This window comes from Mesorhizobium sp. WSM4837, assembly GCF_055811435.1.
In genome coordinates, this window is the sequence record NZ_JBVVQE010000067.1 from 13,954 (window position 1) to 37,177 (window position 23,224).

Here is a 23,224-nt window from a genome sequence, read left to right on the forward strand (position 1 = left end):
AAAAACATGCAGATCGGAATGATGGGACTGGGCAGGATGGGCGCCAACATGGTGCGGCGCCTGCTGCGCGATGGCCATGAATGCGTGGTCTACGACATCAACCCGGCCAGCGTTGAAGCCCTTGTGACGGCTGGCGCGATTGGAGCCGCTTCGATGGAGGATTTCGTCGGCAAGCTGACCAAGCCGCGCAGCGCCTGGCTGATGCTGCCGGCGGCGATCACCAGCCGGATCGTCGATCAGGTGGCCGACCTGATGGAGCCGGGCGACATCATCGTCGACGGCGGCAATTCCTATTATCACGAGGCTGTCGACCATGCCGCGCGCCTGGCATTGAAAGGCTTGAACTATGTCGATGTCGGCACCAGCGGCGGCGTCTGGGGCCTCGAGCGCGGCTATTGCCTGATGATCGGCGGCCCCGACAGCGCGGTCCAGCATCTCGACCCGGTCTTCGCCACCCTGGCTCCAGGCGCGGATGCCGGGGTGCCCGCCCCCGGCAAGGATGCCGGAACCGCCCCGTTCGGCTATCTCCACTGCGGACCGAGCGGCGCCGGCCATTTCGTCAAGATGGTCCACAACGGCATCGAATACGGCGTCATGGCCGCCTATGCCGAGGGCATGAACATCCTGAAGTCGGCGAATGCCGGCAAGCGACAGCGGACGGCCGACGCCGAAACCAGTCCATTGGAAAACCCGCAATATTACCAGTTCGACATCGATATCGCCGAGGTAGCCGAGGTCTGGCGGCATGGCAGCGTCATCGGCTCCTGGCTGCTCGACCTCACGGCGGGCGTATTGAAGGCCGATTCGGGGCTGACGCAGTTCGGCGGACGGGTTTCGGATTCCGGCGAAGGCCGCTGGACGCTGAAGGCGGCGATCGACACCGGCGTGCCGGCGCCGGTTCTGTCCTCGGCCCTGTTCGACCGGTTCGCCTCGCAAGGCGAATCCGAATTCGCCGACAAGCTGCTGTCCGCCATGCGCTATGCCTTTGGCGGCCATGTCGAAAAGCCGAAGACCGGCTCGTGACGGGGAAGACACGCTCATGAACCAGGAACGGTCCGACACGCTGGTGCTTTTCGGGGCGACCGGCGACCTCGCCCACAAAAAAATCTTCCCGGCACTTTACGCCATGGTCGCCAAGGGAACGCTCACCGAACCGGTGATCGGCGTCGCTTTCGACGCCTGGGACCTGAAGCAGTTGCAGGCGCGGGCCCGCGACGGCATCGCCAAGGCCATCGGCAAGGTCGACGAGAAGATATTCGCGAAACTTGCCTCGCTGCTTCGCTATGTCAGCGGCGACTACCGCAGCGCCGCGACATTCGAGAAGCTGAAAAGCGCGCTCGGGACCGCGCAGCACCCGCTGCACTATCTGGCGGTGCCGCCGACCATGTTCGAGACGGTCATCCAGGGACTGGAACAGTCGGGCGCAGCCCAGGGCGCGCGCCTGATGGTGGAAAAGCCCTTCGGTCACGATCTGCAATCGGCGCGCTGGCTGAACCGGGTCCTTCACCTGGTGTTCGACGAGCAGTCGATCTTTCGCATCGACCATTATCTCGGCAAGGAGGCGATCCAGAACCTGCTCTATTTCCGCTTCGCCAATTCCTTTCTCGAGCCGATCTGGAACCGCAATTTCGTCGAGAGCGTGCAGATCACCATGGCCGAGGATTTCGGCGTCGAAGGCCGCGGCCGCTTCTACGACGAGGTCGGCTGCATCCGCGACGTCATCGAGAACCATCTGCTCAACATCCTGCTGCTGCTGGCCATGGAGCCGCCCGTTGGCCGCTCGGCCGACGATCTGATCGACGAGAAGGTGCAGGTGCTGCGGGCGATCAGGACGCTGACCAGTGACGATGTCGTGCGCGGCCAGTTCAAAGGCTATCTCAGCGAGCCGGGCGTCGCGCCGAATTCGCCGGTCGAGACCTTCGCGGCGGTGCGTTTCTTCGTCGACACCTGGCGCTGGCGCGACGTGCCCTTCTTCATCCGCGCCGGCAAATGCATGCCGGTGCACGCCACCGAGGTCATCGTGCGTTTGAAGCGGCCGCCGCTTGACGTCTTCGACCCGATCAAACCCGGAGATGCGAACCACGTCCGTTTCCGCATCGACCCGCAGGTGGCGATCTCGATCGGCGCCCAGCGCAAGGCCGCTGGTGACGACATGATCGGCGAGCAGGTCGAACTCACCGCGCTCGACGACAGCAAGGGCGACATGCCGCCCTATGAGCGGCTGATCGGCGACGCCATGAACGGCAACGGCCAGTTGTTCACTCGCCAGGATGCCAGCGAGCTTGCCTGGCGGATCGTCGGCCCGGTGCTCGGCGATACCACGCCGCCACACCTCTATGAGCCGGGAGCATGGGGTCCCGCCGAGGCGATGGCCGGGTTCGGACCGCCGAACGGCTGGATCAACCCGGTGAAATGAACTCGGAGGCGACGCAATGGCCAAGGCGGCGAAAAAGCAAGCACCGGACAGCGAAAAGATCGTGCTTGCGATCGATATCGGCGGCTCCCATGTCAAGATCCTCACCAGCGCCGGCGGCGAGGAGCGCAGGGCCGATTCCGGACCCGGCCTGACGCCGCAGCAGATGATCGCCGCCGTGCAGACGCTCGCCGATGGCTTGCCCTACGACGTCGTCTCGATCGGTTATCCTGGCCCGGTGCACCACAACAGGCCACTGGCCGACCCCGCCAATCTCGGCAAGGGCTGGGTCGGATTTGACTTCGCAACGCAGTTCGACAAGCCGGTGAAGCTGGTCAACGACGCGCTGATGCAGGCCGTCGGCAGCTATGAAGGCGGGCGCATGCTGTTCCTGGGTTTCGGAACCGGACTCGGTGCCGCGATGGTCCTCGACAACGTCGCCCAGCCGATGGAGCTCGCGCATCTTCCTTACAAGAAGGGCGGCAGCTTCGAGGACTATGTCGGCGAACGCGGCCTTGAAAAGCGCGGCAAGAAGAAATGGCGCAAACACGTCTTCGACGTCGTCGAGCGGCTGCGCGCCGCCCTTCAGCCTGACTATGTGGTCATCGGCGGCGGCAACGTCGACAAACTCGACGAATTGCCTGCCGGTTGCAGGCGTGGCGACAACACACGCGCCTTCGAAGGGGGATTTCGACTGTGGCGCGACAAATCCCTGATTGTCTGATATTATAGCGGTTCGGGCCCAAACCTGTTGATCTGGCCCGGCCGTTAGTATTGTTATTCAAAATAATGTGTAGCGTGGTGCGGCGTCATTGCGTTATGCAGATTTGCCGACTAGGAATTCTGCGACCCCCCTAACGGAGAAAATAGATTGACCGACGACAGCAACAAAGCCCGCAAGGACATCGACCTTCTCGAGCTGACCGCTCACATCGTGTCCGCTTACGTCGAGAAGAACCGCTTGCCCGCTTCCGGCCTCGGCGATCTCATCGCCAGCGTCAGCGCGTCGATAGGTGGGCTCGGCCAGCCCGCCGTTCCGGTCGCAGCACCGCTGATCCCGGCGGTCAATCCCAAGAAATCGGTGACGCCGGATTACATCATCTGCCTCGAAGACGGCAAGAAGTTCAAATCCCTGAAACGCCATATCGGCGTTCATTTCGGACTGACGCCGGATGCCTACCGCGCCAAATGGGGCTTGCCGGCTGACTATCCGATGGTCGCCCCGACCTATGCGGCCTCGCGCTCGCAGTTGGCGAAGGCGATCGGCCTTGGCCGCAAGGCCGCCCCGCCGGCGCCGGTCAAGAAGACCAGGAAGCCAAAGGCCACGGTCTGACGCGCTCGAAGTCGCCTTTGACGCTCGAGATTGGCGAAAGCCGTCGCGACGTCCAATCTCCCCCCTTGGGGGGGAGATGTCCGGCAGGACAAGAGGGGGCGCGGGGAGAACTCGACCTGCGCGCCTAATAACCCTTCCACCTCCGCCGAGCTGTGCAATTAGCATGGTAGCCGGAAATCCTTGATCCAGAGCCGATTTTTGCGCGCGCCTCGCACCGAACTGCGCTAAAAGCGCGGTGGTCGGACCAGCGCCCTCGTGGAAGTGCCCCGCCGGCCGACTTGCTTGCCACGGGGCCTGATTCATGACACCCGAACCTCACGCACCGCCCGACCGGCGCTATGCCGCCTTCCGGCACAAACCCTTCCTGAGCTATTGGGCGGCACGCTTCCTCGCCACATTCGCCACCCAGATCGTATCCGTCGCCGTCGGCTGGCAGGTCTACGACCTGACCCGCGATCCGTTTTATCTCGGCCTTGTCGGCATTGTCCAGTTCCTGCCTTCGCTGCTGCTGGTGCTGATCACCGGGGTGGTCGCTGACCGTTTCGGCCGCCGCCTCATCATGGCGCTGATGGTGCTGCTGGAGGCGATCTGCGCGCTGGCCCTGCTGCTGCTGACGCTGCGCGGTCTTAGCGGACCGGGATTGATCTTCGGCGTGCTCGCCATGTTCGGCATCGCGCGCGCCTTCTTCGGACCGGCAGCGGCGTCGCTGTTCGCCAACCTCGTGCCGCCGGAGGATTTCGGCAACGCGATCGCCTGGAATTCGTCCGCCTGGCAGACGGCGACCATCGTCGGACCGGTCGCCGGCGGCCTGCTCTACGGGCTCTCGGCGCAAGCGGCATACGGCACCGCTGCCGTTCTGATGTTTGTCGCTGCGGTGCTGGTCTTCACCATCCCAAAGCCTGCCCAGCGCAGCGAGACCGACAGGCCGACGATGCAGACCCTGTTTGCCGGCTTCGGCTATATCTGGAGCGAGAAGATCGTGCTCGGCGCCATTTCGCTCGATTTGTTCGCCGTGCTTTTGTCCGGCGCCACGGCGCTGCTGCCGGTCTATGCGCGCGACATCCTCGAACTCGGCCCTTGGGGCCTGGGACTGTTGCGTTCGGCGCCGGGCATCGGCGCCATCTGCGTTGCCATCTGGCTGGCCGGACATCCGATCCGCAACCATGCCGGCGTGGTCATGCTCGGCTTCGTCGCGCTGTTCGGCGCCTTCACGGTGCTGTTCGGCCTTTCCACCATCACCTGGCTGTCGATCGCAGCGCTCGCCTTGCTCGGCGCCGCCGACATGTTCAGCGTCTACATCAGAGAGACGCTGATCCAGCTGTGGACGCCGGACAAGGTTCGCGGCCGCGTCAACGCCGTCAATCAGGTTTTCGTCGGCGCCTCCAACGAGCTCGGCGAATTCCGCGCCGGCACCATGGCGGCATTGATCGGCACCGTGCCCGCGGTGGTGATCGGCGGCGTCGGCGCAGTCGTTGTCGCCGGGCTGTGGGCGGTGCTGTTCCCGCAGTTGCGCAAGGTGCGCCACCTCAACGGGCGAAACTGATCCCAGGGCACTCTGATCCGGGCAAACTAGACCAGATCAGGACAGCGCCGGCTTGCCGAAGATCGTCTGCAGGAATTCGCCGAGCCAGCGCTTGAGATGCATGTCCCAGATCAGCCGGCCGCCGAGATGATCGCGACCGGGCTGCGCGCCGGGCAACTCGAAGCGATGCGCGCCGCGAACGACCCAGCGCTGCATCATCGCCCTTGTCAATTCGCCATGGAACTGGATGCCCCAGGCATTGTCGCCATAGCGAAAGGCCTGGTTGGGATAGGTTTCGGCCGTCGCCAGCAGCGTCGCGTCCTTCGGCAGCGAAAAGCCCTCGCGGTGAAACTGATAGACCATCTCAGGCCAGCGCATCAGCTTCTTGCCGTCCTCGGTCGCTGTCAGCGGATACCAGCCGATCTCGACCAGCCCCTCGCCATGACCCTCGACCTTGCCGCCAAGATGGTTGACCAGCATCTGCGCGCCGAGGCAGATGCCGAGCAACGGCCGGTTCTCCCGGAGCGGCACTTTTAGCCAGTCGGTCTCACGGCGGACGAAATCGTCCTCGTCATTGGCGCTCATCGGTCCGCCGAACACCACGGTTCCGGCATGACCGTCCAGTGTTTCCGGCAAGGCGTCGCCGAGCGGCGGGCAGCGGAGATCAAGGTCGAAGCCTTCTTCGATAAGCATGTGGCCGACGCGCCCGGGGCTCGAACTCTCCTGATGCAGCACGATCAGGATTTTTGGTCTCGGCCTCGGCGTGGGTGGCATGGGGAAATCCCGTCTATTCGTCGCTCGATGTTCCAGCCGCGCCCGGCACTTCGGCGGCCGCCTTGCGGCGTGCCTCGACGCGGTCGTGGCGTTCGACATCCATCAGCTCGGCGACGCGCCAGACGATATTGTCCTCGAGCTCGTGCAATTCGCCATCGGCATAGACGATTTCCCACATCAGGCCGATGAAGGCTTTTCGCGCGTCCGGATCGAGCTGACGCTTCAAAACGCTGGTGAAGGCGTAGAGGTCGATCGCCTCATTGTCGGCCCGCTCGCCGGCAGCGGCAAGCGCGTCGAGCTCGTCGCCGCTGATCGAATAGCTTTCCGCCAGCACCGCCTTGAACCGCTCCCATTCGGCATCCTGACGCACGCCGTCGGCACTCATCACATGGTAGAGAAGGGCGGATGCGGCAACGCGCGGATCATCGGCGTTGTTGCGGGCGCGGCCGTCTGCCGGCAGGTCCTTCAGAAACGACAGAACGCGTTCGAACATGTGATTCCTGCTTCCCATCCGCCAAAACTTTCAAGCTCAGCCAAACTTTTCAAGCTCAGCCAAATCAAAACAATCGAAACTTGCGTGGTGATTTTTGCTCTTCGTCGTCCGGATCGACGCCGGGATCGTCGGGCAGCCGGGCCATTTCCTCCGCCGGTTCGGCAGCGTCGCCATCCGGCGGCACTGCGGCAGACGCCGTGGCGGTGACCGGCGCAACATCGTCTTCGTCAGTTTCCGATGCCGCCACGGCGGTCGCTCTTTCGGCCGAACCAGCGGGGTTCAGCTCGATCACATTTTCCTTTTCCGGCTTCGTTGGCGCTGCAATTGTCGGCACCGCGGCGTCCGGCGCATCCTCGTCACTGTCGATGAGTTGGCCGAGCCGCTCCATCGGCGCACGCCACTCGAAGGCGTCGAGCTTGCCGGTGATCGGCGACACCGGCGCCCAGCGTTCGGAAACAACGCCGTCGGCGACCCAGGCCGGATCGCGCGGTGCACGCACTGCCTTGGACAAAAGCTGCCGCACCTTGCCCTGATCGCCGGTCTCTGCCTCCTCGATGTCGGCCAGAAGCAGATAGGCGCCTTCGCGGCGATCCATGCGGATAGCCGCCTCGGCCTCTTTGCGGGCGGTTGAAAAGTCCTGCGCGTCGAGCGCGGCGCGCGCCACCGCCAGCGACGATTCGGCGTGGTTCTTCTTCATCTCCTGCAGCTTCTTCGCCCGGTTCAGCCGGTCGAGCACGGCATCGCCTGGCCGGGCGTGGGTGTAAAGCTCGGCGATCTCTGGATGCGGCTCGGCTTTCCACGCCGTTTCGAGGATCTTCGCGCCCTTGCGCACATCATTCTGTCTGAACAGCAGTTTGGCTGCGATCCCCGCCGCCGGCGCGAAATCCGGCCGCAGCCGGTTGGCCTCCAGAGCAGCGGTTTTGGCGGCATTGGGATCGCTGTCGATCAGCGCCTGCGCCTTGGCGGTGAGCAGCACGGCGCGACGCCGGTTGGCGGCATCGCGCTCGATCTGCCGCGTCGATTTCTGCGCCTCGACCAGTTTCAGCGCGCCGTCCCAGTCGCCGCGCCCGGTCAGGTCTTCCAGCGTCGATTCGGCGGCCCAGGCTAACTGCGGCGCCATCGCCGCGGCGCGGCCGGCGTAGTGCCGCGCCGCGTTGCGGTCGCCGAGGCGTTCGGCCTCGAGATAAAGCCCGCGCAGGCCGAGCAGCCGCATTTCGGGATCGTCGAGCATGGTCTCGAACTTTTCGCGGGCACCCTCATGGTCGCCTTCGAGCAGCGAGGCTTGCGCCTCCAGCAATTGGATCAGCGGCTCCTGGTCGGAGCGGATCAGCTTTGCCGCTTCCTTGGTCTTCTTGCGGGCGAGCGCCCCGTCACCGGCGCCGGCGGCAATCATACCGGTCGACAGCGCCTGATAGCCACGATCGCGACGGCGCACGCGGAAATAGCGCGAGATGGTGTATGGGCTGTTCCACAGCGCCTTGAGCAGCCACCAGACGATCATCACCGCGGCAACCACGGCAACGACCGCCACCGCTGCCACCATCAGGCTGACCTGGTATTGATAGCCGCTGAAGGTGACGACCATCTCGCCTGGCCGGTCGGCCAGCCAGGCGAAGCCCAGCCCGAGCGCGAAAACCACGGCGAGGAAAAGCAGAATGCGAATCATCGGGTTTCCCTCACGCCTTCATCGCACTGGCGATCAGCGCGTCGACCTGCTTCTCGACCTCGATTCGCGCCTTCAGTTTGCCGGCAAAATCGGCGCCGGCCGCCTTCACCGCCTCGGGCAGCATATCGTATTCGCTGAGCGCCTTGGCGTAATCGCCCTGATCGACCGCCACCTCCATGCGAGCGACGATTTCCGGAGCGCCAGCGCCTTCGACTGCACCGATCGGCCTGACCTTGACCAGCGATTGCGCGCTCGACAGCAGGTTTTGCAGGAAGCCGGCATTCGGGTCGACGGGCTCGGAGGCAGCGACCATGGCATTGGCGGCGGCAGGCATTTCGGTTGCGATCTCCGCCCGGGTCGGAACGCCCGTTTCGGCGTAGGGACGCAAGGCTGCGATCTCTGGAGCATCCGGCGAAATCGCCGCAAAGGTTTCGAGTTCGGCGGCGAATGGCGCACCACGGTCGAGTGCTGCCTTCAGCGCCGATGCGGCGATGGCGAGCGCAACCTTGGGCTGCCCGGCCTGTGCCTCGACCTTGCCGGAAAGCTGAGACACCGACTGTTCCAGCGCTGCAAGCCGGCCGTCCTGTGCCTTCGCCGTCTCGCCGGCGGATTTCACCGCCGCGTCGAGCCCGGCCAGCTTTTCGTTGAGCGGTCCGAGATCGACCGGCGCCGTGTTGCCGGTCTGGCCAAGCGCCGCAACCGCCGTCTCGATCTGCCTGACCTTGTCGCCGAGGGCTGCAAGCCCGGCTGTGTCGCCTGCTCCGCCCTGCTCGATCGCCGATTTCAGCGCCGCGACATCCGTTTTGACCTGATCCAGCGCTGACGACAGCCCGTCCACCTTGGCCGAGGCGTCATTGTTGCCGGCTGTATCCTTGAGCCCGGCAATCTCGCTCTTCAGAGCAGCGATTTCGCTGTTGACGCCATCGAGCGACACGCCGCTCGAGGATAAATCGCCAACCCCTGGCGCGCCGAGCAGGCCGGCAAACTGCAGCCCTCCGGCGGCAGCCAGCGCGATGACGCCGCCGATAATGCCGGCAGCGATGCCGTTGATGCCGCCACGCTTCGGCTGCGCTGCCATGTCTTCAGTCCCTGCCTGGGTTTCCTTCGGCGCGTCTGCGGCGCCCGCCTTGGCCGAAGCGTCCTCGGCCGATGCGTCGTCGAAACTGTAGTCGAAGGCCCGCTTCGCCGATGCCTCCGAGCCGGCCGGATAAGTCGGTTTGGGCCCTTCAGGAGTTTTGGCACCGCCCTCGGCCGGCTGTTCCGAGCCGTCCGGCGGGGCCGCTTCGGCATGTTCCCACGGCTCGATGTCGGTCTGGTCGGCATGGACGGGTTCTTCAGGCGCTTCCGGCTGCGACGCGCTTGCCGCCTCCTCCGCCTTCGCCTCGTCGGTCCGCCCGTTGGCGGCATCCTCGTCGGCAACGCGCGAGACAGCGCCGGGATCGAGCTCGATGGTCACCGGCTCGCGACGGCTTTTCGAATGCCGCATCTTCGGCGTCTTGACCATGCTTGGGCTCCGCAAATTTCGCTTCGGGATGGTTCAGGAAGGGTCTAGCACATCACCAAGCGGTGAAAAGGGGCGGCGTGATGACACGGGGTCAAGGCGACGTCCGCAAAAGCTCCAGCAGCGCCTCCTCGCTGGGCTCCGGCGCAACGCGGAGCTGTTCTGAGGCAACCGTCTCCAAGGCTGCGGCGATACGTCCGGACAGCGCAAAAAAACATGTCTTTTTAAAAAGCTCACGCAGCGCCGGCCGCCCAGCCAGTGCCTGCAGCGCTGTGGCGGCCTTGGCCGAAAAGAGCAGCACCGCCTCGACCGGCAGGCCGGACAAGCGCGCAAGAACGGCCTCATCGGAATAATCCAGCGCGACAGTGTCATAGGTCTCAACGGCGCGAACCTGAACGCCTGCCGACTGCAGCCGCTGCTCGAAACCCGAATAACGCACCCGCCCGCACAAATAGACGATGGTTTGTCCGGCGCAATCGCCGGCAAGCGCATCCGCCAGCGCCTCGGCATCGCCCGGCCCTTCGCTGACCGACAGAAACCCGGCCGCACGGGCGGCCTGCGCTGTCCGTCTGCCGACGGCATGGCAAGGCAAACCGGCGAGCGCCGCGCTGATTTCTTTCGGCGCATGGCGCACGGCATTGGCGCTGGTGACGGCGACGGCCGCGGTATTGGCTGCGACCCTGTCCGGATCAACCGGCAGCGCCACCGTTTCGGTCAGCGGCAGCAGGATCGGCTTAAAACCCAGGTCCTCAAGCCGCTGTGCCGTGCGCGAGGCGCCCGGCTCCGGCCTCGTCACCAGGACGCGACGCATATCAGGCCCAGCCGTCGAAGAATTTTTCGCCGGCCTTGGCCCGCACGGTCCTGGCGGCATCGTCGCCGATGCGCGCGGCATCCTGCGCCGGGCCTTCCGCCTTGACCTCATGCGATTGCGCGCCGTCCGGCGAGATGATCAGCCCGCCGAAGAACACCGTTTCGGCCGATATCGTCGCATGGCCGGCAATCGGCGTGCGGCAGGAACCGTCGAGCGCCGCCAGGAAAGCGCGTTCGCAGGCCAGCGCCTGCCCGGTCGGCACGTCGTGGACTGCCGTCAGCATTCTTTCCACATCGAGGTCGCCGATGCGGCTTTCGATGCAGATCGCGCCTTGCCCCGGCGCCGGCGGAAAGCTGTCGAGCGGCATCAGGTCGGTGACGACATCTTCGAGCCCGAGCCGCTTCAGCCCGGCATAGGCAAGGATGGTGCCGTCGGCGACGCCCTCGTCGAGCTTGCGCAGCCGCGTCTGCACATTGCCGCGGAACATCACCACGTCGAGATCCGGCCGCATCCGCCGGATCAGCGCCTGACGCCGGAGCGACGACGAACCGACCTTCGCGCCGTGCGGCAATCCGGCGATCGTTTTGGCCGCCTTGCCGACGAAGGCGTCGCGGGCATCCTCGCGCGGCAGGAAGGCAGACAGTTCCAGCCCGTCGGGCAACACCGTCGGCATGTCCTTCGACGAATGCACGGCGATGTCGATGCGGCGCGCCAGCAGCGCCTCCTCGATTTCCTTGGTGAACAGCCCCTTGCCGCCGGCTTCCGACAGCGGCCGGTCCTGGATGCGATCGCCGCTGGTCGAGATGACGACCACCTCGAATGCCTCAACCGGCATGCCGTGAGCGGCCATCAGCCGCGCCTGCGTTTCATGCGCCTGCGCCAGCGCCAGCGGGCTGCCGCGTGTTCCGATTTTCAAGGTTGTTTGCATGGCGCGCTGTCCGTGATAACCCCCGGCAGATCGAGGCCGTTTCCGGGCTTTCTCCTAACGGGGAAAGGCTGGTTGCACAATCTCCAGGGATGGCAACGAATTGATCCGCGTTCTGGGCATTGAGACGAGTTGCGATGAGACCGCCGCCAGCGTGGTAGCGCTGGACGGCGGCGGCGCGCCGAAAATCCTGGCTGATATCGTGCTCAGCCAGATCGAAGAGCATGCCGCCTTCGGCGGCGTCGTCCCGGAAATCGCCGCGCGCGCCCATGTCGAGGCGCTGGACGGCATCATCGAGGCCGCGCTTGCCGATTCAGGCGTCGATCTCGCCGATATCGACGCGATCGCTGCGACCGCCGGCCCCGGCCTCGTCGGCGGTCTGATCGTCGGGCTGATGACGGCCAAGGCGATCGCAGCCGCGGCGAACAAGCCGCTGATCGCCATCAACCACCTCGAAGGCCATGCGCTGACCGCGCGGCTGACCGACGGGCTCGACTTTCCCTATCTGTTGCTGCTGGTGTCCGGCGGCCACACGCAGATCGTCGCGGTGCGCGGCGTTGGTGACTACCAGCGCTGGGCGACGACCATCGACGATGCGCTCGGCGAAGCTTTTGACAAGACGGCCAAGATGCTCGGCCTGCCCTATCCAGGCGGGCCGAATGTCGAGAAGGCGGCGGCGACCGGCGACGCCGCGCGCTTCGCCTTCCCGCGGCCGATGAAGGGCTCGGCGCAGCCCGATTTTTCCTTTTCCGGGCTGAAGACCGCCGTGCGCCAAGCAGCGACGGCCATTGCCCCTTTGAGCGACCAGGACGTCGCCGACATCTGCGCCTCCTTCCAGGCGGCGGTTGCGGATGCGCTGGATGACCGTGTTTCGAGGACGCTGAACCGTTTCCGCCAGGAGTTTCCGAGCGAGCTGAAGCCTGCGCTCGTCGTTGCAGGCGGTGTCGCCGCCAACCGGACGATCAAGACGACACTCGAAGCCCTGTGCGAGAAGGCCGGTTTTGCTTTCGTCGCGCCGCCGCTCAAGCTCTGCACCGACAATGCGGCGATGATCGCCTGGGCCGGCATCGAGCGGCTGCGCGCCGGCATATCGGGTGAAAACACCGCTGATTTCGTGCCGCGTTCGCGCTGGCCGCTGGACAGCATCTCCGCTCCGATGGTCGGCTCGGGCCGGCGCGGAGCCAAGGCATGAGCGGCAGCGGGCACGAGGTACCAAGCGGCTGGCGCATTGCCGTGCTCGGCGGCGGTGCCTGGGGCACGGCGCTGGCGCTGGCCATGCTGCGCGCCAGCCATTTCGTCCGCCTTTATGCGCGCGACCCGGAGACCGTCGCCGCGATCGACCGTGGCGAAAATCCGCGCTATCTGCCGGGCATCGCGCTCCAGGCCGGCATCGTGGCAACGAGCGACATCGAGGCTGCGCTCGACGGCGCCGACTGCGTTCTGGCGGTGGCGCCGGCGCAGTCGCTGCGCGCCATGCTGGCCACCGCGAAAGCCCATATGCCGAAGGACGTCCCGCTGGTCCTCTGCGCCAAGGGCATCGAGCGCGACACCGGCGCATTGCTGTCGGCGGTCGCTGGAGAGACCCTGCCTGAAAATCCGGTCGCCGCCCTGTCCGGGCCGAGCTTCGCCACTGACGTCGCCAGGGGGCTGCCGACGGCCGTGGTGGTCGCCGCCGGCAATGAGGGTCTGGCGGCCGACCTGGCCGCACGCTTTTCGGCGCAGAATCTGCGCTGCTATTCGAGCGACGACCTCATCGGCGTCGAGATCGGCGGCGCGCTGAAGAACGTCTTCGCCATTGCCGCCGGTGCGGTCACCGGCGCCGAGCTCGGCGCCAGCGCCCAGGCCGCCATGGTGACGCGCGGCTTTGTCGAATTGCGCCGCATCGGCGCCGCCTTCGGCGCCAGGCCGGAAACGCTGATGGGACTTTCCGGTCTCGGCGACCTGTTGCTCACCTGCTCGTCCGCCCAGTCGCGCAATTTCGCCTACGGGCTGGCGCTGGGGCAAGGCAAGCCGCTTGCCGGGCTGCCCCTGGCCGAAGGGGTGCCGACGGCGGCGATCGCCGCCCGCATCGCCACCGAGCGCAACATCGACGCGCCGATCATCACCGCCGTCGCCGCCATACTGGACGGCACGATCACCATCCGCCAGGCTGTGTCGGCGCTGATGACAAGGCCGCTGAAGACCGAAACCGACGTGTAATGTTGAACAATCCGGAGATGGAAAGATGCTGTTTGCGCTGATTTGCAAGGACAAGCCTGGAAGCCTGCAGGTGCGGCTCGATACGCGGCCCGAGCATGTTGCCTTTTTGGAGGGACTGAACGGCGAGAACAAGCTGGCCTTCGCCGGTCCGTTCCTCGACGCCGACGGCAAGCCGAACGGCAGCCTCGTCGTGGTTGAGGCGCCCGATCTGGAGGCGGCAGAAGCGCTATCGGCGGCAGACCCCTTTGCCAGGGCAGGGCTGTTCGAAAGCGTCGAAATCCGGCAATGGAATTGGACCTTCAACAAGCCAGTGAGTGCATGACTCCGAAAATCGGAATCGATTTTCGGAGAGGATCATGCGCAAAATCAAAGTGCTACAGCGTCCTTTGCGCGTCTGAAAGACGCGCGGCGCTGCAGCTGATCTCCAGCCGCGGAGGAGCAAAAAATGAACTACTGGCTGTTCAAATCCGAACCCTCGGTCTTCTCCTTCGAGGACCTCAAGGCGAAGAGCAAGGCCGGCACGCAATGGGACGGCGTGCGCAACTATGCGGCGCGCAACAACATGAAGGCGATGCAGATCGGCGATCTCGGCTTCTTCTACCATTCCAACGACGGGCTCGACGTGGTCGGCATCGTCGAGGTCTGCGCGCTGGCCCATCAGGACACCACTACTGACGATCCGCGCTGGGAATGTGTCGATATCCGCGCCGTCAAGGATGTGCCGAAGCCGGTGACGCTGGAGCAGGTCAAGGCCAACCCCAAGCTTGCCGAGATGGCGCTGGTCCGGCTCGGACGACTTTCCGTGCAGCCGGTGACGCCGGCCGAATGGAAAGAGGTCTGCCGCATGGGCGACCTGACGCCGGCGCCGTGACGGCGCTGACGCCAAACAGCGCGAGAAACTTCATCCTCGACAACACGGCGCTGATGGTACCGCCGCATGTGCCGGAGATGCTGCTGCATCTGGCCGACGAGGCGCATGATCTGTGGCAGCGGACAGAGGACGAACTGGCCGAAATCGGTCTGCCGCCGCCTTTCTGGGCCTTCGCCTGGGCCGGCGGCCAGGGCCTTGCCCGCTACATCCTCGACAATCCGTCTGATGTGCAGGGCAAGCGCGTGCTCGACTTTGCCTCCGGTTCCGGCCTTGTCGCCATTGCGGCAGTGAAGGCCGGCGCGGCAGAGGTGATCGCCGCCGACATCGACCCGTTCTGCGCGACCGCGATCCGCCTCAACGCCGAGGCCAATGGCGTCGGGATAATGTTTCTTGGCACCGACTGCATCGGAACCGATGCGGGCTGGGATGTGGTCCTGGCCGGTGACGTCTTCTACGACAAATCCTTCGCCGACCGGCTGAAGCCATGGTTCGCGACGCTCAAGGCGCGTGGCGCCGACATCCTCGTTGGCGATCCCGGCCGCTCCTATCTGCCGAAAGCTGGACTGGAGCGGCTCGCCGTCTACGACGTGGCGGTAACCCGGGCGCTGGAAGACGCGCTGGTCAAACGCACCACCGTCTGGCGGTTTTCTTGACGGCATCGCCGAACAGGCGTTCCATCACGCTTCGATTTTGAGAATACGCATGCCGTTGTCCCAAAACCGCTGGGCACCCCGGCTCGGGCCCGGGGGCATGCTTTTGAGCGATATGCTTCCGGGGAGGAAATCATGGATTTTTCAGCAGTGAACTGGCTGGCAGTGATCGTCGCCGCGGTGGTGGCGTGGTTGTTCGGCGCTGCCTGGTACATGGGCCTGAGCAAGCCGTGGCTAAAGGCCACCAGGCTTGATCCGGCGAACATGAGTAAATCGCCGCTGCCCTTCGTAATCAGCTTCGTCGCGGAAATTGTCATGGCGCTCGTCATGTCTCTGATCGTCGCAGCGATGACCGGTGGCGAACCGAGCCTCGTTGCCGGGCTCGTCTTCAGCTTCGTTCTCTGGTTCGGATTCGTCGCCACGACGCTATCCGCCAATCATCGCTACCAAGGGTTCGACTGGGACTTGACCATCATCGACTGCGGCCACTGGCTCGGCGTGCTGCTTATCATCGGCGCGGTGATCGGTTGGTTCGGCGCGGCGGATGTCGCGGGCTGACGCTGCCGCCATGAAAATAGGTCGACGACTGCCAGCTGATCACTCAGAGCGACCTGAAGCTCATCCAAACGTCGGCTCCGGCTGCGGGTTGTGAACTTCGTTGAGCAGCCAATCCCTGAACGCCACGATCCTGGGATCATTGGCGGATGCGACGGGATAGACCAGGAAGTAGGCGAATTCGGGCGGAACCTTGATGCCAAGTTCGAAGGGCCGGATCAGCCGGCCCTCGGAAAGGTCGTTCGCCACCATGGCAAAATCGGCGAGCGCAACGGCATTGCCGTCGAGCGCGGCCTGAACGGCGTCGGTCGAGGTGCCGAAAACGATCGTCCGGCTGTCGTCGAAATCGTCGACGCCGGCCGCCGCCATCCACATCCGCCAGTTTGGCCAGGTCACGCCCTGTCGCGCCCACTCGATGTGGGCGAGCGTGTGATGGAAGAGATCGCGTGGCTCGCGCAGAGGCGGGCCGGAGGCCAGCAGGCTGGGGCTGCACACAGGGATGATGATGTTGTCGAACAGCCGGTGGGTGCAAAGTCCCGGATATTTTCCCGCGCCGAAACGGATGCCGACATCGACGTCATCCAGGTCGAAATCGCGCAATTCAGAGGCAATGTCGAAGCGGAGCTCGATGCCCGGTCGCTGCTTGCGAAAATCATCGACGCGTCGCATCAGCCATTTTGTCGCAAACTGGGCGTCGAGTGTCACTTTCAGCAACGCCGTTCCACGCGCCAGCTTGTGCGCCCGTGAGACGGCGCGGCCAAGCAGGTCGAGCGCGTCGGTCGAGGCCTCGAACAGCACCGCGCCCGCCTCGGTCAGCCGGATGGTGCGGCTGGTGCGCGTGAACAGCACGATGCCGAGCTGATCCTCGATTTCCTTGATCTGGTGGCTGACCGCGGCCGGGGTCAAGCCAAGTTCGTCCGCGGCGCGGGTGAAATTGAGGTGCCGGGCGGCTGCTTCCAGCGTCCTCAGGGCACGGGTTCCAGGCAGCAGGCGCGCCATCAGAATAGGACGAGGAGAGGTCGGTCGAGCATTTTCAATCCTCAAACAAAACTTGAAGATGCAGAGAAAACTACTCGTTTCTCGTTTTAATTTCAATCCGTCATGATGTGACCATCGAAGAAACATCAAACCGGACTTGATGTCCGGAGAAGCCGGATTGCACCATGTCTCACATCGTCTTGAGTCCTGTAACCATCCGCCCGGCCTGGCTGCGCGCGGTGTCTGATTGGTTCCGCCATGCAAAAATGGCGGTCAACCTCCCGCCCGAGAACGTCGACGACCTTTCGGACCGGCAATTGCGCGACATCGGCGCCGAGCGCAAGGATGTCGCGCGCGCGATGGACCGGGAACTCGGCCGGTTGGGTCTGCTCGATATCGGCTGGCAGAGGCCGCGGACGTAGGGGAGTAGGGGAGTAGGGGAGTACGAAAACGAAAGGAAGCGGCGCGTCCGCGCAATCCTACTGACACTTTCTTCCTGCCCTATTGCCCTATTGCCCTATTGCCCTATTGCCCTATTCCCCTATTCCCCTATTCCCCTACTGCCCTACTGCCCTCCCTTACCTCACCACCCTCATCACCGTGCGGTCCGACAGCAGCGGCAGCAGCCGGGCCATCGTGCGTGCTGTCACCGCGACGCAGCCTTGCGTCGGTGTGAAGTCGGGGCGCGCCAAATGAAAGAAGATGGCGCTGCCGCGTCCGCGGCGACGCGGCGCAATGTTCCAGTCGAGCACCAGGCAGGCGTCATAAAGCCGGTCGGCGCGCAGCATCCGCTCGTGGCTGGCGCCATAGGGAATCTTGACCGGACGGTTGTAGTTGCGGTCCTCAGGCACTTCGCACCAGCCAAGATCGCGACCGATCGGCGCCATCGCCAGCCGGGTTTTGCGGCCGCCGGGAAAATGATCGTTACGGAAATATCCCGACAGTATCCGCATCGACCCAAGCGGCGTGGCGCCATCGCCTTCGCGCTTGCCGGCCGATATGCCGCCGCGCCCCAGTGCACAGGAAAACACCAGTTTGCCAGCCTGCAGAAGTCCCTGGCTGGGGTGGCCGGGCCTGGCGCGCACGGTGAGAACACGAAGCCCTTTTCGCAAAAATGCGCTCGCCTCATTGCACGCGCGTTTTTTCTTGTATGATCGTGCCACGGAACAAATCATTGTGATCGGCTGTTGTGCCGGTCAGCTTCCGCATAAACAGGCAGCGGTCAACTGAATTTTCTTTTCAAAACAACGGATTGATCCATGACTTCACGCACCATTCTGATCGTCGATGACGATGACGACCTGCGCGGCACGCTCGTCGAGCAATTGTCTCTCTATGAAGAATTCGACGTCCTGCAGGAATCAACCGCCGCCAAAGGCATCGCCACGGCCCGCGGCGGCATCATCGATCTGCTCATCATGGATGTCGGCCTCCCCGACATGGATGGCCGAGAGGCGGTGAAGATGCTGCGCAAGGGCGGCTACAAGTCGCCTATCATCATGCTGACGGGACACGACACCGATTCCGACACGATTCTCGGCCTCGAAGCCGGCGCCAACGACTATGTGGTCAAGCCGTTCCGCTTCGCGGTTCTCCTGGCCCGCATCCGTGCCCAGCTTCGCCAGCATGAGCAGAGCGAAGACGCCACCTTTTCGGTCGGCCCCTACACTTTCAAGCCTAGCCAGAAGCTTCTGATCGACCAGCGCGGCGCCAAGGTGCGGCTGACCGAAAAGGAAGCCTCGATCATCAAGTATCTCTATCGCGCCGACCAGAAGGTGGTGACGCGCGACGTGCTGCTCGAGGAAGTGTGGGGCTACAATTCCGGCGTCACCACGCACACGCTGGAAACCCATGTCTATCGGCTGCGCCAGAAGATCGAGCGCGATCCTTCCAACGCAGAAATTCTTGTGACAGAAAGTGGTGGCTACAAGCTGGTTCCTTAAATATTTAATCATTCAATCAGCGGTTAGGGGAGGCGCCGCTTTCGGGTACGATCCTGAGACTGGAGGTGGTTCTGGATCGAGCTCGCTGGCGCAACGGCCCAAAAACCCGATTCGTTTTTTGGAAAGCCCGGTGCGTCGATTTCAAAGCGTTTAGAGCGTCCTTTGCCGCGTCCAAAGGAACGCTCGGCGCTCCAATGGAGGGATTGGACTGGCCGTTCGGGGACACAGCTAGATGGCGTTGGATGACGACATCCGCATCCTGTCCGCCGTGAGGCTCTTCGAAAGCTTCACGGAGGAACAGCTGCGTCTGCTCGCCTTTGGCGCGGAAACCACCAGGCTGCAGGCCGACCACAAGCTCTACCGCGAGGACGACGAGGCCGATTGCGCCTATATCGTGGTCAGCGGGCGCATCGTGCTGTATCGCGAGCAGGATGGCGCCCGCGTCCCGATAGGCACGGCCGGCCCCGGTACGATGCTGAGCGAACTGGCGCTGATCGCCGACACCAACCGGCTGACCAGCGCATCCGCCGAGATCGATTCGGAAGTGCTGCGGCTCAGCCGCAAGATGTTCCACCGCATCCTGGAGGAATACCCCGATATCGCGGTCCACCTGCACCAGCGCATCTCCGAGGATTTTCTGGCAATGATCCGCCGCATCGAGAAGCTGGCGCCGCGTTTCGACGACTGACACCGGATGCTTTTGCAACTCGCTCTCGCAACAGACCGTGAAAGCCAGTCGGATCAGGGGCGACAGGGGCTGAGGCGTGTCGAGATTCAGATCAGGCCGAGCCGAGAATGGTGGGATCCGAGAACCGGAGCGGAGCGTACTTTTGGGTACGTGAGCACCGGAAGCGCAGGAAACCGTCATTCGCAGGCCGGCCTCATCTGAATATCGATACACCTAATCCAGGTCGAACCGCGCTATGACCGGCACATGGTCCGACGGCCGTTGCCAGCCGCGCGCCGGCCGCAGGATCTCGTAGCCGGCAAAGCTCGGCACCAGGTTCGGCGACGACCAGACATGGTCGAGCCGCCGGCCGCGATCCGACGCTTGCCAATCCTGCGCGCGATAGCTCCACCAGGTGTAGAGCTTCTGCTCGTAAGGCACGTTGAGCCGCATCAGGTCGACCCAGTCGCCGGCGAGCCGCATCGCCTCGAAATTTTCCGTCTCGACCGGCGTATGGCTGACCACTTTCAGGAGCTGCTTGTGCGACCAGACATCGTGCTCGAGCGGCGCGATGTTGAGGTCACCGACCAGGATCGAGCCGGACACTTCGTCGTGCTCGGCGCGGATGGCGTTCATTTCGGCGACGAAATCCAGCTTGTGCTTGAACTTGCGGTTGATAACTGGGTCGGGCTCGTCGCCGCCGGCCGGAACATAGAAATTGTGCAGCAGGATCGCCTTGCCGCCGGCCCGCACGGTGACCGACAGATGTCGGCAGTCCTCGATCTCGCAGAAGCGGCGCTTTTCGACAATCGCGATCGGCCGGCGCGCCAGCGTCGCCACGCCGTGATAGCCCTTCTGGCCGTGGAAGGCGATGTGCTGATAGCCGAGCTTGCGAAACGCCTTCTCGGGAAACAGTTCGTCCGGAACTTTGGTTTCCTGCAGGCAGAGCACGTCCGGTGCCTGTTCGACAAGCAGGCGTTCGACGAGCGGCATGCGCAGGCGGACGGAATTGATGTTCCAGGTCGCGATCGAAAAGGGCATGTTTGGGATTCCGGGACAGCGCAAGGTCCGCCAGATGGCTCCGACGGGAACGAGGTCTTTCAAAGTCAATCCCGGAAACTATTGCCAGCCGCCCACCGCAAAAACAAGCCGGCAGCGGTTGGCCGGGCCTGTTGATGTCATGGTCGACCTCGGCGCCGCCCCTCATCGCCCTGCCGGGCACTTCTCCCCGTATAGTGACGGGGAGAAGGGGCTGACCTCACCCTTGGCGCTCGTTTTGCTACGCTGACAAATGGTTGGCGAAATCATTGATGAAGGGTCCCCTCTCCCCGTCCCTATACGGGGAGAGGATGCCGGCAGGCAGGTGAGGGCAGCACCAACGCCTGGAACCTTCCGCCAGCGTTGGCAACCTACCGCGACTTGGTGTTCAGTTCGCGGTTGGCCGTATAGTCGATGGCAAAAGTGTCGGGGGCGAAGCTTACGCCTTCCCTGACGTTGAAGATCATCACCGTCGTGTCCTTGCCTTGCGCGTCAGTAATCGTCCATTGGCGCAATTCGTAGGTTTTCGGATCGAACATCATGGTGATCTTCGAACTGCCGAACACCGATTTGTCGGCGAGTTGGATGGTGGTGACGTCGTTCTCTTCCTTGACGCTTTTGACGCGGCCGCCGGAGAGGTCGATCCTGGTGTCGAGCAGCAGCTTGAGCGGCGTTTTCGACAGTGGGTAGAGATCGGACGTTTTCAGCCGCTTGTTCAGGATGACCACCGACTTGCCGTCGGAAATCACCCGGAAATTCGACGTCCCATCATAGTTGAAGCGTATCTTGCCCGGCCGTTCCAGATAGAACTTGCCGCCGGTCTGCTCGCCCTTGGGTCCGAACTGCACGAATTCGCCGGCCATCGATTTGACCGAGGAAAAATGGTCGGCGATCTTCTGCGCGGTGGCTGGCACCGCCGCTTGCGCCGACGCCAGCAACTGGACCCCGGGCACGACATTGATGGCCGCGGCGCCGGCCAGGACCAGACCGAGGCCAAGCAGTTGGCGGCGGGTCGGGGCAAAATCGCTGATCGTGGCGAAAGAAGAGTTTTTCATGCCGGTTACTCTCGTCTGGTTCATCTGTTGTCGCAGTGTTTGGCCCCCCAGTTGGGCTTAAGTTTGGCGGCCGAACAGCGCTTGGTCGTTGCAAACGCGCCAGAAGGTTCAAAGTTGCTGCCGTCAGATTGCAGCCGCGAAAATCCTGTCGGCTTGGCGGGCGGATCAGAACTTGTCGTCCTCCGTTGGCACCAGAATTTCGCGTTTTCCGGCATGGTTGGCTGGCCCGACAATGCCTTCCTTCTCCATCTTTTCGATGATCGAGGCGGCGCGGTTGTAGCCGATGCCGAGCCGGCGCTGGATGTAGCTGGTCGAGGCTTTGCCGTCACGCAGCACCACCGCAACCGCCTGGTCGTAGGGATCGTCGGAATCCTCGAAATTGCCGCCGCCACCGCCCGAGCCACCCTTGCCCGACGGCTCATCGTCGTCCTCGTCGTCATCCTCGGTAATGGCATCGAGATATTCCGGCACGCCCTGCAGCTTCAGATGCGCGACAATCTTCTCGACCTCGTCATCGGAAACGAAGGGACCGTGCACGCGCTGGATGCGGCCGCCCCCGGCCATGTAGAGCATGTCGCCCATGCCGAGCAGCTGTTCGGCGCCCTGCTCGCCCAGAATGGTGCGGCTGTCGATCTTCGACGTCACCTGGAAGGAGATGCGGGTCGGGAAGTTGGCCTTGATCGTGCCGGTGATGACGTCGACCGACGGCCGCTGCGTCGCCATGATGACGTGTATGCCGGCAGCGCGCGCCATCTGCGCCAGGCGCTGCACCGCGCCTTCGATGTCCTTGCCGGCGACCATCATCAAATCGGCCATCTCGTCGATGATGACGACGATGTAAGGCATTGGCTCGAGATCGAGGTTTTCCGTCTCATAGACCGCTTCGCCGGTCTGCCGGTCGAAGCCGGTCTGCACGGTGCGCGAGATTTTTTCGCCCTTCTTCTCGGCCTGCTGCACCCGCGCGTTGAAACCGTCGATGTTGCGGACGCCGACCTTGGACATTTTGCGGTAGCGGTCCTCCATTTCGCGCACGGTCCATTTCAGCGCCACCACCGCCTTCTTCGGATCGGTGACGACGGGCGTCAAAAGATGCGGGATGCCGTCATAGACCGAGAGTTCGAGCATTTTCGGGTCGATCATGATCAGCCGGCAGTCCTGTGGCGTCAGTCGGTAGAGCAGCGACAGGATCATGGTGTTGATGGCGACCGACTTGCCCGAGCCGGTGGTGCCGGCGACCAGCACGTGCGGCATCTTGGCGATGTCGACGATGACCGCCTCGCCATTGATGGTCTTGCCGAGCGCCAGCGCCAGCTTGGCCTTGGTGGTCTCGAAATCGCGGCTGGCCATGATTTCCCTGAGATAGACGGTCTCGCGCTTGGCGTTCGGCAGCTCGATGCCAATGGCGTTGCGGCCCGGCACCACGGCGACGCGGCAGGCGATCGCGCTCATCGATCGGGCGATGTCGTCGGACAGGCCGATGACCCGCGACGATTTGATGCCGGGCGCCGGTTCCAGCTCATAGAGCGTGACGACCGGGCCGGGGCGGACATGGATGATCTCGCCCTTGACGCCGAAATCCTCCAGCACGCCTTCGAGCAGGCGGGCATTCTGCTCGAGCGCGTCCTTGGACAGGCTGGCGTCGCGCACGACGTTCTTCGGCTCGGACAGGAAATGCAGCGACGGCATTTCGAATTGTTCGGAGCCGATCAGCGAGGACTGCGCTTCGCGCTGGACACGCGCGCCCGGAACCGGCCGCGGGGCCGGCGGCGCCCCGCGGGGGGGGGCGGCGGGGGGGGCCCGCGGCCCCCGCGGCATTGGCGCCGCGCCGCG

At 64.1% G+C, this 23,224-nt stretch carries 25 protein-coding genes; 14 read left to right on the forward strand and 11 right to left on the reverse strand.

The features are described from left to right. Positions 1-6 precede the first annotated feature (6 nt). The 5 genes from gnd to AC0L3D_RS28840 all read left to right on the forward strand — a co-directional run bounded on the left by gnd (position 7) and on the right by AC0L3D_RS28840 (position 5,289). Positions 7-1,023 carry a phosphogluconate dehydrogenase (NAD(+)-dependent, decarboxylating) gene (gene gnd / locus AC0L3D_RS28820; RefSeq protein ID WP_473646556.1) on the forward strand — a complete coding sequence of 339 codons (1,017 nt, stop codon included), beginning with the start codon at positions 7-9 and terminating at the stop codon, positions 1,021-1,023. Between the two features lie 16 nt (positions 1,024-1,039). After that, the gene (gene zwf, locus AC0L3D_RS28825; protein WP_473646557.1) at positions 1,040-2,416 is read left to right on the forward strand and encodes a glucose-6-phosphate dehydrogenase; all 1,377 of its coding nucleotides are present in this window, start codon (positions 1,040-1,042) and stop codon (positions 2,414-2,416) included. 16 nt (positions 2,417-2,432) lie between these two features. Then, complete coding sequence (locus tag AC0L3D_RS28830; protein WP_473646559.1) at positions 2,433-3,137, forward strand: ROK family protein; 705 nt, start codon at positions 2,433-2,435, stop codon at positions 3,135-3,137. A 147-nt stretch (positions 3,138-3,284) separates the two neighbouring features. Then, positions 3,285-3,746, forward strand: a complete 462-nt coding sequence (locus AC0L3D_RS28835) for a Ros/MucR family transcriptional regulator (RefSeq protein ID WP_023800548.1) — start codon at positions 3,285-3,287, stop codon at positions 3,744-3,746. A gap of 301 nt (positions 3,747-4,047) precedes the next feature. Further along, the gene (locus AC0L3D_RS28840) at positions 4,048-5,289 is read left to right on the forward strand and encodes an MFS transporter (RefSeq protein ID WP_473646561.1); all 1,242 of its coding nucleotides are present in this window, start codon (positions 4,048-4,050) and stop codon (positions 5,287-5,289) included. A 36-nt stretch (positions 5,290-5,325) separates the two neighbouring features. Here AC0L3D_RS28840 and AC0L3D_RS28845 read toward each other — a convergent pair whose 3' ends face one another. The 6 genes from AC0L3D_RS28845 to hemC form a co-directional block, all read right to left on the reverse strand. Continuing rightward, complete coding sequence (locus AC0L3D_RS28845) at positions 5,326-6,042, reverse strand: glutamine amidotransferase (RefSeq protein WP_023800550.1); 717 nt, start codon at positions 6,040-6,042, stop codon at positions 5,326-5,328. 13 nt (positions 6,043-6,055) lie between these two features. Continuing rightward, entirely contained in the window at positions 6,056-6,535 is a 480-nt protein-coding gene (locus tag AC0L3D_RS28850; RefSeq protein WP_287343388.1) for a tellurite resistance TerB family protein, read from the reverse strand. A gap of 64 nt (positions 6,536-6,599) precedes the next feature. Then, positions 6,600-8,201, reverse strand: a complete 1,602-nt coding sequence (locus tag AC0L3D_RS28855; RefSeq protein ID WP_473646562.1) for a heme biosynthesis HemY N-terminal domain-containing protein — start codon at positions 8,199-8,201, stop codon at positions 6,600-6,602. 10 nt (positions 8,202-8,211) lie between these two features. After that, on the reverse strand, positions 8,212-9,705 hold the full coding sequence (locus tag AC0L3D_RS28860) for a COG4223 family protein (RefSeq protein WP_473646563.1): 1,494 nt from the start codon (positions 9,703-9,705) through the stop codon (positions 8,212-8,214). Positions 9,706-9,796: 91 nt separating this feature from the next. After that, the gene (locus AC0L3D_RS28865) at positions 9,797-10,513 is read right to left on the reverse strand and encodes a uroporphyrinogen-III synthase (RefSeq protein ID WP_023800554.1); all 717 of its coding nucleotides are present in this window, start codon (positions 10,511-10,513) and stop codon (positions 9,797-9,799) included. Position 10,514: 1 nt separating this feature from the next. Beyond that, positions 10,515-11,441, reverse strand: a complete 927-nt coding sequence (gene hemC / locus AC0L3D_RS28870) for a hydroxymethylbilane synthase (protein WP_023800555.1) — start codon at positions 11,439-11,441, stop codon at positions 10,515-10,517. Between the two features lie 103 nt (positions 11,442-11,544). On the opposite strand from hemC, the gene tsaD reads away from it, so the two are divergent. The 6 genes from tsaD (at position 11,545) to AC0L3D_RS28900 (ending at position 15,716) form a co-directional block, all read left to right on the forward strand. Next, the gene (tsaD, locus tag AC0L3D_RS28875; protein WP_198032846.1) at positions 11,545-12,630 is read left to right on the forward strand and encodes a tRNA (adenosine(37)-N6)-threonylcarbamoyltransferase complex transferase subunit TsaD; all 1,086 of its coding nucleotides are present in this window, start codon (positions 11,545-11,547) and stop codon (positions 12,628-12,630) included. After that, entirely contained in the window at positions 12,627-13,637 is a 1,011-nt protein-coding gene (locus AC0L3D_RS28880) for an NAD(P)H-dependent glycerol-3-phosphate dehydrogenase (RefSeq protein WP_287260887.1), read from the forward strand. Before tsaD ends, AC0L3D_RS28880 begins: the two co-directional genes overlap by 4 nt. 25 nt (positions 13,638-13,662) lie before the next feature. Next, positions 13,663-13,959, forward strand: a complete 297-nt coding sequence (locus AC0L3D_RS28885; protein WP_027154810.1) for a YciI-like protein — start codon at positions 13,663-13,665, stop codon at positions 13,957-13,959. A gap of 123 nt (positions 13,960-14,082) precedes the next feature. Further along, on the forward strand, positions 14,083-14,508 hold the full coding sequence (locus tag AC0L3D_RS28890; protein WP_023800559.1) for an EVE domain-containing protein: 426 nt from the start codon (positions 14,083-14,085) through the stop codon (positions 14,506-14,508). A 53-nt stretch (positions 14,509-14,561) separates the two neighbouring features. After that, positions 14,562-15,161 carry a class I SAM-dependent methyltransferase gene (locus AC0L3D_RS28895; RefSeq protein WP_473646571.1) on the forward strand — a complete coding sequence of 200 codons (600 nt, stop codon included), beginning with the start codon at positions 14,562-14,564 and terminating at the stop codon, positions 15,159-15,161. Positions 15,162-15,293: 132 nt separating this feature from the next. Next, positions 15,294-15,716, forward strand: a complete 423-nt coding sequence (locus tag AC0L3D_RS28900) for a DUF1761 domain-containing protein (protein ID WP_473646564.1) — start codon at positions 15,294-15,296, stop codon at positions 15,714-15,716. Positions 15,717-15,776: 60 nt separating this feature from the next. On the opposite strand, the gene gcvA is transcribed toward AC0L3D_RS28900, so the two are convergent. Continuing rightward, entirely contained in the window at positions 15,777-16,712 is a 936-nt protein-coding gene (gene gcvA, locus AC0L3D_RS28905; protein ID WP_473646565.1) for a transcriptional regulator GcvA, read from the reverse strand. A gap of 164 nt (positions 16,713-16,876) precedes the next feature. On the opposite strand from gcvA, the gene AC0L3D_RS28910 reads away from it, so the two are divergent. Further along, positions 16,877-17,113, forward strand: a complete 237-nt coding sequence (locus tag AC0L3D_RS28910; protein ID WP_236372866.1) for a hypothetical protein — start codon at positions 16,877-16,879, stop codon at positions 17,111-17,113. Positions 17,114-17,269: 156 nt separating this feature from the next. On the opposite strand, the gene AC0L3D_RS28915 is transcribed toward AC0L3D_RS28910, so the two are convergent. Beyond that, positions 17,270-17,866 (reverse strand): L,D-transpeptidase family protein, encoded by a 597-nt coding sequence (locus tag AC0L3D_RS28915; protein ID WP_027155920.1) that lies wholly within the window; start codon positions 17,864-17,866, stop codon positions 17,270-17,272. Positions 17,867-17,950: 84 nt separating this feature from the next. On the opposite strand from AC0L3D_RS28915, the gene AC0L3D_RS28920 reads away from it, so the two are divergent. Then, complete coding sequence (locus tag AC0L3D_RS28920) at positions 17,951-18,634, forward strand: response regulator transcription factor (RefSeq protein WP_023800565.1); 684 nt, start codon at positions 17,951-17,953, stop codon at positions 18,632-18,634. A 232-nt stretch (positions 18,635-18,866) separates the two neighbouring features. Then, positions 18,867-19,322 carry a cyclic nucleotide-binding domain-containing protein gene (locus AC0L3D_RS28925; protein WP_023800566.1) on the forward strand — a complete coding sequence of 152 codons (456 nt, stop codon included), beginning with the start codon at positions 18,867-18,869 and terminating at the stop codon, positions 19,320-19,322. Positions 19,323-19,535: 213 nt separating this feature from the next. Here AC0L3D_RS28925 and AC0L3D_RS28930 read toward each other — a convergent pair whose 3' ends face one another. From AC0L3D_RS28930 to AC0L3D_RS28940, 3 genes are all read right to left on the reverse strand, one after another. Beyond that, positions 19,536-20,342 carry an exodeoxyribonuclease III gene (locus tag AC0L3D_RS28930; protein ID WP_473646567.1) on the reverse strand — a complete coding sequence of 269 codons (807 nt, stop codon included), beginning with the start codon at positions 20,340-20,342 and terminating at the stop codon, positions 19,536-19,538. A 368-nt stretch (positions 20,343-20,710) separates the two neighbouring features. Then, positions 20,711-21,394, reverse strand: a complete 684-nt coding sequence (locus tag AC0L3D_RS28935; protein ID WP_473646568.1) for an outer membrane lipoprotein carrier protein LolA — start codon at positions 21,392-21,394, stop codon at positions 20,711-20,713. A gap of 165 nt (positions 21,395-21,559) precedes the next feature. Beyond that, a partial coding sequence (locus AC0L3D_RS28940; RefSeq protein WP_473646570.1) for a DNA translocase FtsK occupies positions 21,560-23,224 on the reverse strand: 1,665 nt, incomplete at its 5' end.

Coding starts and splice junctions, on each gene's coding strand:
- hemC (WP_023800555.1), bottom strand. CDS start 11,441: ATGCAAACAACCTTGAAAATCGGAACACGCGGCAGCCCGCTGGCGCTG.
- AC0L3D_RS28900 (WP_473646564.1), top strand. CDS start 15,294: ATGGATTTTTCAGCAGTGAACTGGCTGGCAGTGATCGTCGCCGCGGTG.
- AC0L3D_RS28895 (WP_473646571.1), top strand. CDS start 14,562: ATGGTACCGCCGCATGTGCCGGAGATGCTGCTGCATCTGGCCGACGAG.
- AC0L3D_RS28830 (WP_473646559.1), top strand. CDS start 2,433: ATGGCCAAGGCGGCGAAAAAGCAAGCACCGGACAGCGAAAAGATCGTG.
- zwf (WP_473646557.1), top strand. CDS start 1,040: ATGAACCAGGAACGGTCCGACACGCTGGTGCTTTTCGGGGCGACCGGC.
- AC0L3D_RS28865 (WP_023800554.1), bottom strand. CDS start 10,513: ATGCGTCGCGTCCTGGTGACGAGGCCGGAGCCGGGCGCCTCGCGCACG.
- AC0L3D_RS28920 (WP_023800565.1), top strand. CDS start 17,951: ATGACTTCACGCACCATTCTGATCGTCGATGACGATGACGACCTGCGC.
- AC0L3D_RS28925 (WP_023800566.1), top strand. CDS start 18,867: ATGGCGTTGGATGACGACATCCGCATCCTGTCCGCCGTGAGGCTCTTC.
- gcvA (WP_473646565.1), bottom strand. CDS start 16,712: ATGGCGCGCCTGCTGCCTGGAACCCGTGCCCTGAGGACGCTGGAAGCA.
- AC0L3D_RS28885 (WP_027154810.1), top strand. CDS start 13,663: ATGCTGTTTGCGCTGATTTGCAAGGACAAGCCTGGAAGCCTGCAGGTG.
- AC0L3D_RS28890 (WP_023800559.1), top strand. CDS start 14,083: ATGAACTACTGGCTGTTCAAATCCGAACCCTCGGTCTTCTCCTTCGAG.
- AC0L3D_RS28915 (WP_027155920.1), bottom strand. CDS start 17,866: ATGATTTGTTCCGTGGCACGATCATACAAGAAAAAACGCGCGTGCAAT.
- AC0L3D_RS28860 (WP_473646563.1), bottom strand. CDS start 9,705: ATGGTCAAGACGCCGAAGATGCGGCATTCGAAAAGCCGTCGCGAGCCG.
- gnd (WP_473646556.1), top strand. CDS start 7: ATGCAGATCGGAATGATGGGACTGGGCAGGATGGGCGCCAACATGGTG.
- AC0L3D_RS28935 (WP_473646568.1), bottom strand. CDS start 21,394: ATGAAAAACTCTTCTTTCGCCACGATCAGCGATTTTGCCCCGACCCGC.
- AC0L3D_RS28930 (WP_473646567.1), bottom strand. CDS start 20,342: ATGCCCTTTTCGATCGCGACCTGGAACATCAATTCCGTCCGCCTGCGC.
- AC0L3D_RS28850 (WP_287343388.1), bottom strand. CDS start 6,535: ATGTTCGAACGCGTTCTGTCGTTTCTGAAGGACCTGCCGGCAGACGGC.
- AC0L3D_RS28845 (WP_023800550.1), bottom strand. CDS start 6,042: ATGCCACCCACGCCGAGGCCGAGACCAAAAATCCTGATCGTGCTGCAT.
- AC0L3D_RS28855 (WP_473646562.1), bottom strand. CDS start 8,201: ATGATTCGCATTCTGCTTTTCCTCGCCGTGGTTTTCGCGCTCGGGCTG.
- AC0L3D_RS28840 (WP_473646561.1), top strand. CDS start 4,048: ATGACACCCGAACCTCACGCACCGCCCGACCGGCGCTATGCCGCCTTC.
- AC0L3D_RS28880 (WP_287260887.1), top strand. CDS start 12,627: ATGAGCGGCAGCGGGCACGAGGTACCAAGCGGCTGGCGCATTGCCGTG.
- AC0L3D_RS28910 (WP_236372866.1), top strand. CDS start 16,877: ATGTCTCACATCGTCTTGAGTCCTGTAACCATCCGCCCGGCCTGGCTG.